This is a genomic window from Saccharothrix sp. ST-888 (assembly GCF_000955975.1).
Classification (GTDB): Bacteria; Actinomycetota; Actinomycetes; order Streptomycetales; family Streptomycetaceae; genus Kitasatospora.
The window spans coordinates 1-1,194 of sequence record NZ_JYJF01000283.1 but is presented as its reverse complement, the minus strand read 5'-3'; the positions used below and the strand labels follow the sequence as shown (position 1 = coordinate 1,194).

Sequence of the window (1,194 nt, the reverse complement as noted above, 5' to 3'; positions counted from 1 at the left end):
GTTGCGCAGGGCCTGCACGGCGAGGTGCAGGGCGACCAGCGAGGAGGAGCAGGCCGTGTCGACGGTGACCGCCGGGCCCTCCAGGCCGAAGGTGTAGGAGAGGCGGCCCGAGACCACGCTCGCGGCCGTGCCCGTGCCGAGCTGGCCCTCCAGCTCCTCCGGGGAGTTCATCAGGAGGGCGAGGTAGTCCTGGCCGTTGGTACCGGCGAAGACGCCCGTCCGGCTGCCGCGCAGCGCGGCCGGGTCGATACCGGCCCGCTCGAACGCCTCCCAGGAGGTCTCCAGCAGCAGACGCTGCTGCGGGTCCATCGACAGCGCCTCGCGCGGCGAGATGCCGAAGAACGCTGCGTCGAACTCGGCGGCGTCGTAGAGGAATCCGCCCTCGCGGGTGTAGATCCTGCCGACCTGGTCCGGGTCCGGGTCGTAGAGGGTCTCGACGTTCCAGCCCCGGTCGGTCGGCAGACCGGCCATCGCGTCGCCGCCGGAGGTGAGCAGCTGCCACAGCTCCTCGGGCGTGGTGACCCCGCCGGGGAACCGGCAGCTCATCGCGACGATCGCGATCGGCTCGTCCTCGGTGGCGGCCTGGGCCGTCACCGGGGTCGCGGCGGCGGAGTCCTGGCCCAGCAGCTCGGAGCGCAGGTGCTCGGCGAGGGCGGCGGCCGACGGGTAGTCGAAGACCAGGGTGGTCGGGAGCCGGAGGCCGGTCGCCGCGTTGAGGCGGTTGCGCAGCTCGACGGCGGTCAGCGAGTCGAAGCCGAGCTCCTTGAACGCTCGCCCGGCCTCGACGGTCTCGGATCCGGAGTGCGCCAGGACAGCGGCGACGTTGGTGCGTACGAGGTCGAGGAGGGCCCGGGTCTGCTCGGCCTCCGACAGGCCGGCCAGGCGTCCGGACTGTGCGGAGGTCGCACCCGTGGCACCGGCGGCGCCGTTGGCGGCGGCCGCCGCCAGGCGGGCCTCGGGGATCTCGTTGAACAGCTCGCTCGGGCGGCCGGACGTCATCGCGGGCAGGAACCGGTCCCAGGCGATGTCGGCGACGGTGAGCGCGGAGTCACCCTGCTCCAGGGCCTGTTGCAGTGCGGTGATCGCCGGCTGGGGGGCCATCGGCGGGACGCCCTCGCGGCGCAGCCGCTCCTCCAGGGTGCGGTCGGCGGCCATACCGCCCTGCGCCCAGGGACCCCAGGCGATCGAGGTGGC

1 protein-coding gene is annotated in these 1,194 nt (G+C 74.0%); it reads right to left on the bottom strand.

From position 1 onward, the window contains the following. A partial coding sequence (locus UK12_RS32645; protein WP_045306832.1) for an acyl carrier protein occupies positions 1-1,194 on the bottom strand: 1,194 nt, incomplete at both ends.